A 14,571-nucleotide genomic window follows, 5' to 3' on the forward strand; every position below is an offset into this window, starting at 1 on the left:
GCTATTTGTTCTTCAGAATTTAGTAAATCCAAAAGTTCTTTTTCGTCTTCTTTGTTCAGATAAAGTGGAATCCAAGCCATAGTTTATTTTGCATTATTGCTAACGGTCTAGTATAAGAATAGTAGCGGATTTTCAAGCACTAACTTTCCGTTTAAACACAGACCTTTTTTATATTTACTTACTTTCCTTTTAGCGATTAAACCGCTATTATTTTTATACATTGTTGTACACTGGCTTTTCTTTCCGCAAACTTGCTAGCGTTGGCAAAGTCATACTCTTTTGCAATTTTTGGCTTGTGTTATGGCTGAAGCGAATTGCAAATGTGTATGGCTTTTAGCGTTGGCTTTCAGTCTGTTTATATTTTTCCTTATAATAACTCAATTCATTATAAATTCCATTTTCTAAAATTCTCCAATATTTCCATCCATTTATACTGGTTTTTGTTATTGCTCTTCCAGCTCCACTTGGAAAAGGAAAAGTTTTCATTTTATTATCGATTTCAAATGTTATTGCTCCTTCTTTATCTAGAGTACCAATTACTTCATTATTCGGTGAAGAATAAACCTTGGTTCCGATTTTAATAATTCCAGCGTTTATAATCATTTTTAAAGTTATGTCTGGTATTTCTTTGTAAGTCATATTCTAGTCTTTTACTGCAAATCGAATTCGATAAAGTTGCTTTAAAGAATTTTTAATAGGTTCATAATATTCTGAAATACCATATATTTCCATTAAAGCATTTTCAAAAGCGATTCTGTCTGCTGATTCTAATTCCAGTTCAAGCGGCAATCTGTTTCTTTGCATCATAGGTCTAAACAATTCAACAATTTGTAACTTTTGTTCATCGGTCAAAATATTTGGATTCAAAATTTTAAAATCTCTTTCAAATTTAGTAGCTCTTAAATCTAAAGCACCCAAACCACGACCAAAACCAAAACTTTCAATTAAAAACAAGCTTGCTGTACAATTGAGAAGAGCCAAGTATAAAATTTTGTTTACATCTTGAAATTCATTTTTTACTGACAATCCAATTAGTCTTTGGTCAATAAATGAGCGATTTTCAAGTTTGGAAATGAATAAACTTCTATCATAATTTACATTAGCTACAAAATCAGCCATATTATCAGTTTTCATTTCATACCAAAACATATTAGGTTTACTTAGCGACTCCGTTAGTGGGATACCACTATTATTGTTTTGGTTTTCAAATGACCTTATCCAATTAATAGCTCCTGTATGCCCAAGTTCTTGAAGCTCTTCAATACTTCTAGAGCAACAAAATGCTTCCTTGTTTGTAACTGAAGTTAAACTAGCAGTGTTTCGTAAATTCTTTAATACTGGTTTAATATATTCATTTTCAATCCCGTGACCTGAATCAGGATAAAACATTGCGTTCCAACCACGCCTTTCACCTCGAGTGAAATCGAAAAAATCACTGGTATTGATAAAACTGCCTCTAACATTTTCAACCCAACTTAGATTTGAAAAATAACCTGACCAAGGAATCCCAAAATCTTCAAATGAATTTATTTGTGCAAGAGAATATCTATTAATAGTTAGATTTTCAGATTCAGTATTGACTATTATATTATCGCTCAAGGTTCTTATGTCATCAATTTCTTGTAGCTCCTCATTTAAAGTGCAAAATGAGATTTCACTATCATTTGAGGTTGGTGTTTGTGGGTCTTTTTTTGACGCCACTAATATTGTTGTTACAACATCTGCATTATCAAACCATTTCCCTTTACCTGAGATTACTACTAATTCTATTTTGAAGAATTTTTGAAAAAGCTCTAAAAATATTTCGCCATAATCAGTTCCCAGCCAAGCATTTGATAATATAAGTCCAATTTTACCATTCTCAGATAAGAATTGATGAAGGTAAAAAGGAATGTATGCGAAAATATCGCTTTTACCACTTAATGTCTCTGTTGTTTCTGTTTCTTCTTTTATCCAATCGTTAATATCCACAATATGTGGATTTAAAACTTTCATTTCCTTGCTTTTTATAAAAGGTAAATTGGAAACAACATAATCAACAGTTGGGAATTCTTTCTCTACTATTTCTCCATTATTTGGATTTTGAAATTCTATTATATCTCCTTGATTTAGTTCAATTACATCAGAGCCAAAAACGTTAATAATCCTTCCAATATTTGAAGGTTTAGCCATTGACAAGGTCGAAAGTTGAATAGGAAAGGAATGTTTATCTGAAGCCCAAATGGTATCAAGAATATCATTTGAATTTATTTCATATTCTTCTTTTAATTCATAGGCTTGTTTGATAATTGTGCCTGTACCACAACAAGGGTCAATTACTATTTTTGTTTTATCATCAATAGTTAGTCGAGTTAATAAATCCGCTAATTTTTTAGGTGTCGAAAATTGACCCGCTACCTTTCTTTTAGCAGTTGCAATAGTACTTTGAAGTAATTGATGAAGAATTTCAATTTCAATAGCTTCAATATTTACTGTTGACAGGAATTGATTTAATTCTGTCAATTCGCTCCAAGCTGTTTCCGAAATATATTGTTGACCAAGGTTTGGACTGAAAATATTCCAGAAATTACATTTTTGAGAAATAGACGTTAGTATTTCCATTGCATCAGCAATAGAAGTTGACCTTTCAATATTCTCAATTTCTTTTGCTTCGTTAAAATGCCTTTTTAGTATATGAGCAAAAATTATTTTAAAAACCCAATCTGTCAAAACTACCATTGACAAAGTCGCTAGTTTATGTTCAGTTTGAGTTGAAGTAAAACCATATTCATTTGATGATGAATTCCACCAAAGATTGATTTCTGCATCTAATTGCCGAGTAGTTCTAGCTTTTGCTTTTAGTGTTTCAGCAGAATTGTTGGTGTTTTCTAGGACAACATCTATTACTTCGTCAATAGACAAAATTTCTTGTGAAGTAACTTCTGGGATTTCTCCTGATTCAAAAAAGTTATTAAGGTCGGCAAGAATTTCATACAACAACTCTTTCCAGAGTTGTTCGTTAGGTTTTACTTCTGTGCGAGAATTTATATTTATATCATTCCAGCTTTTATGAATTTCAAAGTTGTCCCCATTTCTTATGTAAAGCACTGCACTTTTTACATTCCATAAAAGGAAGCTATCTCTTTTTAATATTTTTGCCTTTTTTATTGCATTGCTTATTAATTCCGCATCATTAATTTGAGTGTCAGGCATTTTTAATTCCCAACCCTGCACAATTATATCTTTAGTGAGGTCTTTAAATAACAATACATCAGGAAATAGACTTTTCTTGTTGTTGCTTATTGTACTTTCTCCACCAGCTCCTTTAAAATGCCAACTCTTATTTGCTAAAAATACTTCGATTGAACTGATAACATCAATAGCCCAACTTCTCTCGTTATACGTAACTTTCGCCATTGAGAACTTTAGTGTTATAGTTTAAAGTATGATATTTTGCTATTGGTTCATTAAATAGACGTAAAGTAGATTTTTCTACCTCTTTTCTCTTTAATGTTTCTTGAATTCTATCTGTACAAATTTTAATATAATCGACCTCTTTAACTTTATGCAGAAGCACATCTTCATTTTTCTCTATTCCAATGAAATTTCTGTTTTCAAGTATAGCGGACAGTAAGAAACTGCCACTGCCACAAGCATTATCAAGTACAACATCTCCAGGTTTTGTAAAAGTTCTAATTAAATACCTACCTAATTCAATTGGTTTTTGAGTTGGATGATAAACAGTTCCTTCAGATTCTGCCGTTTTAACGTACACAAAATCTTCAATGGATTGTTCTTCATAAGCTATCACATCTGTTGGATATCTATTACCATTACTTTTTACGTGATTTGACTTGAAGTCTCCATAACTACCTGTGAGTTGGTCTTTTCTGAACCCTTTATCATATGCTTCACCTTCTGTCATTTGAGGATTGTAGTTTGGCTGTTTTTTATAAAAAACACAAATATCTTCGTGCTTTCTCAACGGTTGTTTTTTTGCATTTAAGAAATTTGTTGCTTTTGATTTTATCCAAACAATTTTGTATTTGAAATGCTTTTCGTTGCTTAATATTAATTTTGCAGTAAAAACGCCCTGAGATGTAAGAACAATTGCTCCATTGTCTTTAATTATTCTGTAATATTCAGTCCAAAGTTTATCAAGGTCAATAACTGAATCCCATTTGTTTTGAGTTGTTCCATATGGTAAATCACATAAAATCATATCTATGCTTTTACTTGGGATTTCTTTCATTTCTTCAAGGCAATCGCCTTGAATTACTTTGTTTAGGTATTTTTTTAAACTGTTTGGCATATTTTAAAGTTTAAGGCTTTCTTGTTTAGCATTAATTTGACGTAAGTATTTAACTTTCTTCTCTGCAACAAATAGTGCATCTGTTGAAGAACTACTTTCATAAAGTTTTTTTGCAAATAGGTCGCCAAAAAATTCTGTTTTTAGTTCTTCTAAATTCAATTCAAAAACTTGAGCAAGCAGAGTTAGACGTTTTTCGTCAAAATCTCTTTTTCCGTTTTCAATTTTACTCAAATTAGCAGAATCCAAATCCAGTTTTGCTCCCAGTTGGGTTAAAGTCAGTTCGTTTTTTGTCCGTAGATGTCTGATGTATTCTCCGAAAGATTGTTTCATTTGACTTGAATATTTAGACTTGTCAGTATTTGACAAATATAGTAAATATTTAATGATTACCTATTCGTGTGGTGGTGGAAAAAGGCAAGCTCTTTTTATTTTGTGAGGCACGAACAAAATGAAATGTGCTTGACTGTGCGGTTGGCTTTTCAGAGCTTGTGTACAACAATGATATATGTGTACCAGTACACATATATCTATTATATTTTTTACAAATCTAAAGGATTTCTAATTAACTAAGAATCATTTACAGGAACTTGAGTATGAATTTCTGCTGTTTTTGTATTACTATGCATTTTGAGGAAATATAGTGTTGGTTATTAAGCATTAAAATATTTACTATCCCATATGGCAGTATTAAAGTTTTTTCCAAGTGCAAATCCATAAAATAACACCACAGCCGCTACCGATTTAAACATAAAGAATAAAATCATGATAAATGTTGAGGTAGTACTGTGTTTAGTGAACATCCCTTCTGGAACCATAAATGTAAGTAAAAGACTTACTAAAAAAGTGAGTAAGAGTAAATTTTCAAAACTTTTAAAAAACCACATCATCAATTTACGCAGTGGATGTAAATCATTTCCCCATTTATGCACTAAATAAAAATAGTCATTACCCATAGGAGCAAAGAGTAGGGGATCATCAGCATTTTCTAATTTAAATAATTTAGATGGCGCAATAATTTTAAACCCCTTTAGTTCGGTTTGATGTTTCTTCTCAAGGTTTTTAATAGCAGAAATTGCAGATAAGGGCAACTTTCCTTTAAAATATTTAGAATCCAAAAAACGTAATCGATAGGTAATACAGATTTTTTTGATTTGATCCAGATGGTATATGCTGTGGGTTTCTATGTGATCAAGATCAAAAACATTCTGAACTACATGAGAAGAATTTTCTAGGTTTTTAAGAATTTGATTCTCGTGCTTTTCTTCTTTCGATAAGATTGTATATACTTGTTCTTTCCAGGTAGAGGCATTAAATTTTTTATCCCGTAGTTTACCTAATTGTTGCTCTATATTTGTTCTGGGAAATAACATCTTCTTTTTTTAGCTCTACTAAATTAACAATTTGGGTTAAGTTATACAAGATTAAAGAGATAGATAGTCTAGTAAAAGATTACAGTACTCGATTAACAATAATTCCGGTATTGTTTTTTATCTTTTTAAGATAATCAACCAATGGGAGCGTAGAGATTTCTACCTGACCCTTTGATGATGCATGTAATAAATGAATTCGCCCATTCTCTTTGCGTATAGCGATTCCTGTATGGGTAATATCTAATCCTTTGATCGAAGTAGTTAATGCGATGATATCACCAGATAGTATTGATGCTTCATGTTCTTTAATCTGATCTTTTGGTAAAAAACATACCGATGATTGGCTGATATTAATTTCGGATTGTTGTATTCCTTTAAAGTTTTTATCATCTTTAAGAAAAGGATAAAGTTCTCGGTGTGTGCTCATAAAATTAATATCTTTCTCTATTTCTATTCCACCGATATCACCTGTAATATTTCTTAAAATATCCTTTTGTTCATTATTAGTAATCCACTCAGAGAAGTAGTGTAGTCGCGAGGCATATCCATCTAATTTTCCATTTTTATAACGTATTTTTTCTAGATAAGCGGTATAGGATTCAAAATCATCTTTACCATTTTTAAGCATTAGACTTAAAACCAGTACATTTTCTACAAAAGTAGTGCAATCTAATCCCTGAAAATTAATCACCAACGACTCTTTTGATCCGATCTCTAGAGTTTTGGCAGCATAAGGAGTACCTAAAAAAGTTTTTCCAACAAATACCAAAGTTCCCCCAAAAGCAGTTTTTGGAGTATATTCTTTTTTTAAAGCTGTAATTCTGGTAGTAAAGATTTCTTTATCTTTTGCAGAACAGATAATTTCTTGTGCCTGAATAGCACATGTCATTAAAAAGAAAAAAATTATAAAAGATTTACTGTTCATTTGTTATATATGTTAAGTAGGCTTAGTTTTTAATTCTAATATGTTCTAAAATACAAAAAGCTACTATATCTGATGAGTTTATTCGATAAGATTTTATAAAAACTAAAAAGGCTTGATTATGATATCATAATCAAGCCTTTTTTTCAAAAATAAATTTAAAATTGTTAGTACTTAAGAATTCTTAATGTTTCCATTTTTGAATTTGTTTGTACCTGAACAAAATAAATCCCAGACATTTTAAGCTCACTTCCTAAAATTATAGATCTAGGGTTTTTTGTATATTCTTCTTGTATCAGAAGTTTTCCATGTATATCAAATACTTTAACCGTGATATTAGTTTTGTCAAGTTTTGAAGTGTTAATCACAAAAGTATTAGTAAAGGGATTAGGAGATGCGAATGTTTTGTTTTCAGAAATTCCTTTGTTTGCTATGCTATTTATTGCATTTGAAGATCGGGTATAAATGATCTCATTTGGTTTCTTGTTATATGCATAATCCAGTATTGTATAAGATAAACCATTACTAGCTACAGATATATGAAACCATCCATAATGTGTATTTCCATTTATCTTAAAGGTAAATCCAATAAATCCTGATTTACCATTCCAAGTTGTATAAGAAGACGAACTTATAGTATAGCTGTTTGATTTTGCTATAAAATTATCAGAACCATCAATTCCTTCACCTTCACCAATTAGAGTTATATTACCTTCATTTCCTTGGCATACAATATCTTTATCATATGTAACTAATCGTACCGAATTACTAGTGTACCAGGCGCCATAATCTCTATTATCACCAACTTCGATACGGAAAAACTCCCAGGTATTAGATGAAGTAACTGTAAGATCTTCGATATCTACATAAACAATTCCATCGGTATTATTACATGGGGAGCAAGAGCTTCCACCGCAATCTACTCCGGTTTCATCTCCATTTTGGATACCATCTGTACAGGTAGGGGTAGATGTTGTTCCTTCTATAGAAACGGTATAGTCTTCGACTTCACCATAATCAAATGTTTCACAAGTACCAGGAATTGTATTGTATGCCATAGATACTCTCATTCTTGTATTTCCATTTTTTGCTCCATCTGGCACAGTAAACCCTCCTTTTATAGGAGTGTCTTTTGAAGGACTTTTACTAAATACTTGCTCGCCAGAATCTTCGAAATCTCCATCTCGATTGTAATCAATCCATACACTGTATCCTTCTGAGTACACAGTTGATGACCATGTAGGAGTAATTGTAATCGTTTGTGCTACTCCTTTTGATAATGGTGTAGATTCTGATGTGAAATCACTGTATCCTCCGTTACCTGCGGCAGAAGTTTTATCAATACTTCCTAATTGTACACGGCTAATGTGTTCATCAGCAGTATTATTTCCATTTGATGGACAATAGGTAAGAATGCTACAAGGCTCACAAGATCCACCACAATCTACTCCTGTTTCATCCCCATTCTGGATGCCATCATTACAAGTTGGATCTGTCCCTCCAAGAGTAGTCACATTTAAAGTGTCACTAAAATTAGAAGTATTTCCTGAGTCATCTTTGGCTTTTACTCTAAACTGATAACTTGTGTTAGCTGTTAATCCTGTGATGCTAGCAGATGTTCCTGTAACAGATTCAACAACAGTATTTGCTTGATACACATCATATCCTGTAACTGCTTCATCACTAGGAGCAGAATCCCAGGTTAGCGTTAATGATGTTTCTGATACATTAGATGCCAATAATCCTGTTGGTGCTGATAAATTATTTCCACTAGAATTTTCAATATCGAATTTCATATTATCGATCCAAATTCTAGTTCCATAACCAGATGTGTTTTCTAGTTTTATCAATACATTTTCTTTTCCGCTAAATTGAGATAATGATACATTTTCTGTTCTCCAATGTGAATCTTGTGTGGGTACCCACAGGTTAATTTCATTAATCCAGGTATCGGGATCGTCTGTTGTTGCTACGGTCTCTAACTCTGTATGGATTTTTGAATATACTTCTGTCCAGGAGCTTCCGCAATTGGTAGACACCAATATTCTTAATTTATCTTTACTGTCATTATCAAATTTGGTATACGCCAAATCAAAAGAAAAGGTAGTTTCACCACCAGACATATCTATAGGGTTAAGAATAATTTCATCTATTTCTCCTATTTCTTCGTTATCTGTATTATTCATAATCATACAAGAAGAAGAGTTTCGACCTGCAGCATTACTTTTTTCCCAGGCTAATTCTCCGTCATTATCTATGATTTCCCATCCAGATGGCGGGAAACTCCCTTCAAACCCTTCTGTAAAAGAGTTTTTTGTTGGATTTGTAACCGTTATGTATGCATTTTTTGCCACTGTATTACCAGTGCCATTAGCATTACTTGTCGTAAGGGATACGTTGTAAGACCCCGGATTGTTATAGGTTACTTTAGGATTTTTATCTGTCGAAGATGAAGGAGTGGCTCCTTCGAATGTCCAATTCCATGAAGTAGGATTTCCTACAGAAACATCTTTAAAAGAGATTTCGGTACTATTACAATTAGAAACTCTTTTGTTAGAATAAAAGTCAGAAACCGGAGTGGTATCGTTATTAATTAAGATATTAATATTGTCTATCCATATTCTGGTTCCGTATCCCGATATATTCATAAACCTAATGGTTACTTCAGATTCACCATCATAAGCACTAAGGTCAATGACTTCTTTTCTCCAATCAGATTCTTGTTTAGGAGTCCAACCGTTAGAAAGGCCAGTGGTTACACTTTTGGTTTCTAATTCTGTATGTGTTTTAGAATAAACATCTGTCCATGAGTTTCCGCAATCTTTAGATACTTGTACTTTCAATTTGTCGGGACTGGCATCATCAAACTTTGTGTAGGCAAGATCAAAATACATCTGACTATTTTTTGCCGAAGAGAAATCATAATATGGTAATCTAAGAAAATCTTCTTCTCCTACAATAGCATTATCAGAGTTATTCATTATAATACTAGAACTGTCTCCATTTCCGGCATCACTTCTTTTTTCCCAACCAAATCCTTTATCAGGATTAATAATATCCCACTCTGTAGGAGGGAATTGTCCTTGAAAATTTTCTGACAGTCCCGATGATGTTTTTTGATTTATATAGATATAACTGGTTTTTTCTTCTGTGTTTTGTCCAGAGTCATTACTTGCAATCAGTCGAACTTTGTATATTCCAGAATTATCATATCGTATTACAGGATTTTTTTCTGCAGATGTTGATGGTGACCCTCCTTCGAATTGCCATTGCCAAGAAGTAGGTAAGCCTAATGAAAGGTCTTCAAAAGTAATAGATGCCCCATTACAAACAGCTGTGTAATCGCTTGCAAAATCTGCTATTGGAGTTCTTTTAAGTATTCCTACAGAGCTTAAATTACTATCCTGCCAAAGTAAACGTCTGGAATATAGTGCTTCAGTACTATCTTCTAACCAATAAGTCATCGCACTTACTTGCCCTTTTGTGAACATATTCTGGCAACTGGTATTATAGTCCATATGATTCTCAAGATTCGCATATACACCACAATTATTTAGTTTATCTCTTTCACATCCTTCTGCTTGTGTGGTTGGGGGAGTGTCATCGATTCCATCATTAGTAACATCACAACTTTCATAAAATGTATGTCTTAATCCAAAATAGTGACCAAATTCGTGAGTCATTACTTTTTCAAATCCAGGTGCAGATTGTGATCCGCAGGTACTACCAACATACCTCCAATTATAAGTTACATGAGGTATTACATCCTGAATAGGAAGAAAGGCATGTCCTGACCCATTGGTACCTCCTTTTTCATTAGGAGCATCTACAACAACTACGTCTAAATAGTATTTGTTTTTTTTGCCCCACCACATATATTTATAAATGTTAGGGTCATAACCATATGCAATATTAGCATTAGCTTGCCAATCCATACCGGGGGTATCCATCGCATTTCCATCAGGATCTACAGAGGCCGGTATAAATTCAATATTCATTTTATCTTTAATAGATTCGAATCTGGGGTCGATTTGATTAAACCCAGGGAATGTACCGTTATAATCTCCATTAATTGTTTTAAAGACATCATCAATTCTACATTTCATGTCTGCTTTACTAACAGAGCCTCCTCCGTTATGTAAAATATGAAATACTACAGGAATAACATATGGAGTTGCAGCAGATTTACTCTGTACCCCAGTTTTTTTAAACGTCTTTACTTTACTGATTGTTTTTTTAAAATTAACTTCTTCTTCGGGCGATAATTTTGTGCCACATCTGTTTTGCGCATGGCTAAAGCTTACCAACATACAAAATAGTATGAAGGAGATTACTGTTTGGAGTTTGTGTTTCATTGGTTATAAGATTGAAAATATTAGAGTTAGTTTGTATTTATATTAACAATAATACCATCAAAATTATAGGGAATAAAATATGGGATAATATAGTGTTAGTAATTGATAATTTTGTATTGTTTTAACAATTGAAACGTGGTTGTTTGCTGTTTTTTAGTGAATCATATAATGATTTAATAATAAAAATAACAACACACATTATTTGAAGTTTGAGAACTAGAACCCTGTTCGTGTATAAATTATGTGTAGAAAAGTTATTGGGAAAGTATGGGTAAAATGTCTTCTATTCAGACTATAGTTTTATCTGTATTGTTGTTGGTTATAAAATTTAAGAAGCAACCAAAGACACCTCTTTGATTGCTTCTTAAAACAGAATCATTATTTAAAATTTATATAATCGTAGATTGCCCTACGTGTATATTCTCAAAATTGATATTAGAATCCTCAGGATTTAATATGTAATCAGCAATAAAATCTCCTACTTTTTCTGTGGTAAGCGGGTTGCTAGGATTTAAATCAGAAGTAGTAAGATTTAATTCTAATGCTTTTTCTACAGCATCTCTAATGGCATTGGCTTCTCCCAGTAAATTAAAATGCTCTAATAACATAGCGGCAGATAATATCGCAGCAATTGGATTAGCTATTCCTTTTCCTGTTGCCTGTGGATAAGATCCATGTATAGGCTCAAACATACAGCATGTATTTCCAATAGAAGCAGACGCTAAGAGACCAATAGATCCACCAATCACACTAGCTTCGTCAGAAATAATATCACCAAACATGTTTTCGGTAAGAATTACATCAAACTGACTAGGGTTGAGTATCATTTGCATTGCAGCATTATCCACAAATAAAAAGTCTAAGGTTACATCGCTATAAGCAGCAGCGATTTCGGTAACTACTTTTCTCCATAGGCGAGATGATTCTAATACATTTGCTTTATCTACAAGAGTAAGTTTTTTTCTTCGCTTTTGCGCTGCTTTAAATGCCAAATGAGCGATACGTTCAATTTCTTCTCTAGAATATTCGCAAAGATCAGAAGCAACGTTACCATCGTCACTTAATCTTTTTTCGCCAAAATAAATACCACCTGTTAATTCACGGTAGATAGAAATATCTGTTCCTTCGATAATCTCACGTTTAAGAGGTGATTTGTCGATTAAGGTAGAATAGGCCTTTACAGGGCGAATATTAGCATAAAGCCCAAGTTCTTTTCGTAATTTTAACAGCCCTTGTTCTGGACGAACCGGAGCACTAGGGTCGTTATCATATTTTGGAGCACCAATTGCACCAAACAAAACAGCATCTGTTTGTACACAAAGTTCTAATGTTTCGTCTGGTAATGGGGTTCCGGTTTTGTCAATGGCAATAGCGCCTACTAATCCTTCTTTAAAGATAAAGGAATGATCAAAGTTATGTGCGATTGCCTCTAATGCTTTTATAGCCTGTGCGGTCACTTCTGGGCCAATACCGTCTCCTGATAATACTGCGATATCTAATTTCATAAGTTTATTCTTTTTGTCACACTAAGCTTGTCGAAGTGTTTTTTTGTTCTTGATTATAGTTTATAAGGCTTCGACCAGCTCTGCCTGACAACTTATATATATTTATATTCTTTCGTTTTCAAATTCTTCTATTTCTGCTTTATTACTGATTAAAAAATCAATATCATCATAGCCATTCATAAGGCAGGTTTTTTTGTATGGGTTAATCTCAAAAGTTGAAGAAGAACCAGTAGCAAGAATAGTAATTTTCTGAGTTTCAAGATCTACTTCAATTTGTGAATTAGCATCTTTTTCAATTTCATTAAATAAGTCCTGTAGGTATTCTGGAGTTACTTGAACGGGTAATACCCCGTTATTAAGAGCGTTTCCTTTAAAAATATCTGCAAAAAAACTAGACACCACTACTTTAAAACCAAAGTCGTTGATTGCCCATGCAGCATGTTCTCTACTAGAACCACACCCAAAGTTATCTCCTGCAACTAATATTTTACCTTTATAACTAGTGTCATTTAATACAAAATCCTGATTTATATTTCCATCTTTATGAAAGCGCCAATCTCTAAATAAATTTTCTCCAAATCCATCGCGACTAGTAGCTTTTAAAAACCGCGCTGGTATGATTTGATCTGTATCTACATTTTCTATAGATAATGGTATAGCAGAGGATGTTAGTTTGGTAAACTTATCCATAATTAATTTAATTGTTTAGTAATATCAATAATTTTTCCTTCTATAGCTGTAGCTGCAGCAACCAGAGGGCTTGCTAAAATTGTCCTTGCACCTTGTCCTTGTCGTCCTTCAAAATTTCGATTAGAAGTGGATACACAGTATTCTCCTTCCGGAATTTTATCATCGTTCATTGCCAGACATGCAGAGCATCCAGGCTGTCGTAATTGAAATCCAGCGTTTTCAAAAACATCTTTTAATCCTTCTTCAACGATTTGCTGTGCTACAAGTTGCGATCCCGGAACAAACCAAGCAGTTACATTATTCGCTTTTTTCTTACCTTTAATATAGTTTGCAGCAATTCTAAAATCTTCTATTCTACTATTAGTACAGCTTCCTATAAAAACATAATTTACTTCTTGATCCACGAGAGATTGTCCTTTCTCAAAATTCATATAAGCTAAAGATTTTTCGAATGAAGCATTATCTTCTACAGGTATATTTTCTGAGATTTTGATTCCCATTCCTGGATTAGTACCATAAGTAATCATGGGTTCTATATCTGCTGCATCAAAATGATACTCTTTATCAAACACAGCATCTTTATCTGTAGGTAATGTTTTCCAGTAGGCTACTTTTTTGTCAAATTCGACTCCTGTAGGAGCAAATTCTTTTCCTTTTATATATTCAAAAGTAGTTTCATCTGGGGCAATCATTCCTCCACGAGCACCCATTTCGATACTCATATTACAGACAGTCATTCTGCCTTCCATAGACATATCTTCAAATACATTACCAGCATATTCACAAAAATATCCAGTACCGGCATTGGTACCAAGTTTTGCGATCACATATAAAATTACATCTTTTGGTAATACGCCAGGTTTTAACTGCCCATTTACATTAACTCTAAGGCTTTTTGGTTTTTGAAGTAGTAAACACTGACTGGCAAATACCTGTGCTACCTGACTGGTTCCTATACCAAAAGCAATGGTTCCGAATGCACCATGTGTAGATGTATGGCTATCACCACAGACCATAGTCATTCCAGGTTGTGTAATACCTAATTCTGGTGCCATTACATGAACAATACCATTATATTTATGACCAAGCCCATATAATGTAATTTCATTTTTCTCACAATTTTTGGTAAGCTGCTCGAGTTGATTTCTGGATAATGCATCTTTAACAGGAAGATGTTGGTCTTCTGTAGGAGTATTATGATCTGCAGTAGCTACAATTTGATCGGGTCTAAAAACAGGAATCCCACGTTGTTCTAATTCTCCAAATGCTTGTGGGCTGGTAACCTCATGGATTAGATGTTTATCAATATATAATATTTGTGGGCCGTCTTGTATCTCTTTGACTACATGTGCATCCCATACTTTGTCAAATAAAGTTTTCTTCATATGTATATAAAACACCTACAAAAGGAATAATGCTTTTGTAGGCTTTTAGTATT

Annotated in this window: 10 protein-coding genes; all 10 read right to left on the minus strand. The window is 33.0% G+C overall.

Features of this window, described 5'->3' with window-relative positions; all coding sequences use genetic code 11:
- Positions 1-333 precede the first annotated feature (333 nt).
- The 10 genes from DG435_RS11265 to leuC all read right to left on the minus strand — a co-directional run bounded on the left by DG435_RS11265 (position 334) and on the right by leuC (position 14,518).
- A complete protein-coding gene (locus DG435_RS11265; RefSeq protein ID WP_106795129.1) occupies positions 334-639 on the minus strand; it encodes a hypothetical protein in 306 nt (101 codons plus the stop codon).
- A gap of 3 nt (positions 640-642) precedes the next feature.
- The gene (locus DG435_RS11270; RefSeq protein WP_106795128.1) at positions 643-3,396 is read right to left on the minus strand and encodes an N-6 DNA methylase; all 2,754 of its coding nucleotides are present in this window, start codon (positions 3,394-3,396) and stop codon (positions 643-645) included.
- Positions 3,377-4,291 carry a site-specific DNA-methyltransferase gene (locus tag DG435_RS11275; protein ID WP_106795127.1) on the minus strand — a complete coding sequence of 305 codons (915 nt, stop codon included), beginning with the start codon at positions 4,289-4,291 and terminating at the stop codon, positions 3,377-3,379. Before DG435_RS11275 ends, DG435_RS11270 begins: the two co-directional genes overlap by 20 nt.
- Positions 4,292-4,294: 3 nt before the next feature.
- Positions 4,295-4,621, minus strand: coding sequence for a helix-turn-helix domain-containing protein (locus DG435_RS11280; RefSeq protein WP_106795126.1), 327 nt, complete (start codon positions 4,619-4,621; stop codon positions 4,295-4,297).
- Between the two features lie 320 nt (positions 4,622-4,941).
- Entirely contained in the window at positions 4,942-5,661 is a 720-nt protein-coding gene (locus tag DG435_RS11285; RefSeq protein WP_106795125.1) for a hypothetical protein, read from the minus strand.
- 79 nt (positions 5,662-5,740) lie between these two features.
- Positions 5,741-6,586: an N-acetylmuramoyl-L-alanine amidase-like domain-containing protein gene (locus tag DG435_RS11290; protein ID WP_106795124.1), complete on the minus strand. Its 846-nt coding sequence runs from the start codon at positions 6,584-6,586 to the stop codon at positions 5,741-5,743.
- Positions 6,587-6,750: 164 nt separating this feature from the next.
- Positions 6,751-10,938, minus strand: a complete 4,188-nt coding sequence (locus DG435_RS11295; protein ID WP_106793502.1) for a M43 family zinc metalloprotease — start codon at positions 10,936-10,938, stop codon at positions 6,751-6,753.
- A gap of 389 nt (positions 10,939-11,327) precedes the next feature.
- Entirely contained in the window at positions 11,328-12,443 is a 1,116-nt protein-coding gene (leuB, locus tag DG435_RS11300; RefSeq protein ID WP_074410031.1) for a 3-isopropylmalate dehydrogenase, read from the minus strand.
- Positions 12,444-12,545: 102 nt separating this feature from the next.
- Positions 12,546-13,133 carry a 3-isopropylmalate dehydratase small subunit gene (gene leuD, locus DG435_RS11305; RefSeq protein ID WP_074410030.1) on the minus strand — a complete coding sequence of 196 codons (588 nt, stop codon included), beginning with the start codon at positions 13,131-13,133 and terminating at the stop codon, positions 12,546-12,548.
- Between the two features lie 2 nt (positions 13,134-13,135).
- The gene (gene leuC, locus DG435_RS11310; RefSeq protein ID WP_074410029.1) at positions 13,136-14,518 is read right to left on the minus strand and encodes a 3-isopropylmalate dehydratase large subunit; all 1,383 of its coding nucleotides are present in this window, start codon (positions 14,516-14,518) and stop codon (positions 13,136-13,138) included.
- Positions 14,519-14,571 lie beyond the last annotated feature (53 nt).

Source organism: Aquimarina sp. Aq78, assembly GCF_900299525.1.
In the GTDB taxonomy this organism is placed as follows: Bacteria; Bacteroidota; Bacteroidia; order Flavobacteriales; family Flavobacteriaceae; genus Aquimarina.

What these genes read in the sequence shown, in the direction of transcription:
- leuD (WP_074410030.1), bottom strand. Translation starts at nt 13,133, where the DNA reads ATGGATAAGTTTACCAAACTAACATCCTCTGCTATACCATTATCTATA.
- DG435_RS11265 (WP_106795129.1), bottom strand. Translation starts at nt 639, where the DNA reads ATGACTTACAAAGAAATACCAGACATAACTTTAAAAATGATTATAAAC.
- DG435_RS11290 (WP_106795124.1), bottom strand. Translation starts at nt 6,586, where the DNA reads ATGAACAGTAAATCTTTTATAATTTTTTTCTTTTTAATGACATGTGCT.
- leuB (WP_074410031.1), bottom strand. Translation starts at nt 12,443, where the DNA reads ATGAAATTAGATATCGCAGTATTATCAGGAGACGGTATTGGCCCAGAA.
- leuC (WP_074410029.1), bottom strand. Translation starts at nt 14,518, where the DNA reads ATGAAGAAAACTTTATTTGACAAAGTATGGGATGCACATGTAGTCAAA.
- DG435_RS11295 (WP_106793502.1), bottom strand. Translation starts at nt 10,938, where the DNA reads ATGAAACACAAACTCCAAACAGTAATCTCCTTCATACTATTTTGTATG.
- DG435_RS11275 (WP_106795127.1), bottom strand. Translation starts at nt 4,291, where the DNA reads ATGCCAAACAGTTTAAAAAAATACCTAAACAAAGTAATTCAAGGCGAT.
- DG435_RS11280 (WP_106795126.1), bottom strand. Translation starts at nt 4,621, where the DNA reads ATGAAACAATCTTTCGGAGAATACATCAGACATCTACGGACAAAAAAC.
- DG435_RS11285 (WP_106795125.1), bottom strand. Translation starts at nt 5,661, where the DNA reads ATGTTATTTCCCAGAACAAATATAGAGCAACAATTAGGTAAACTACGG.
- DG435_RS11270 (WP_106795128.1), bottom strand. Translation starts at nt 3,396, where the DNA reads ATGGCGAAAGTTACGTATAACGAGAGAAGTTGGGCTATTGATGTTATC.